The sequence below is a fragment of the Paenibacillus sp. GYB004 genome, assembly GCF_036577605.1.
GTDB lineage: Bacteria > Bacillota > Bacilli > Paenibacillales > NBRC-103111 > Paenibacillus_AB > Paenibacillus_AB oceani.
In genome coordinates this window covers 1-255 of record NZ_JARBDB010000070.1, presented here as the reverse complement: position 1 = coordinate 255, position 255 = coordinate 1, and the positions used below count along the sequence as shown (strand labels likewise).

Here is a 255-nt window from a genome sequence, read left to right as displayed (position 1 = left end):
AACGAAACTCCCAACGTTTGTATGAGAGGTATTTAACGTTGCTGCGTTCTAGCGTCACGGATCATGTGAAGGAAGAACTGAAGCAAGTGGTAGCTACGCATGGCGGAATTATGATCTCCATGGACGGCGTGCAACCCGAAAAAGGAAACGAGACGCTGTATGTTGTCCGTGAGGTCTTCAGCGGCATCATTCTAGTTGCTAAAAGCGTAAAGAGCAGCAGTGCAGAAGAACTCAAAGAGCTCATCCAACCGGTCA

The 255-nt window shown here is 48.2% G+C and carries 1 pseudogene; it reads left to right on the top strand.

What is annotated here, in order from left to right:
* Positions 1 to 38: 38 nt before the first annotated feature.
* A pseudogene (locus PV433_RS32040) lies at positions 39 to 255 on the top strand (transposase); the annotation flags it as partial.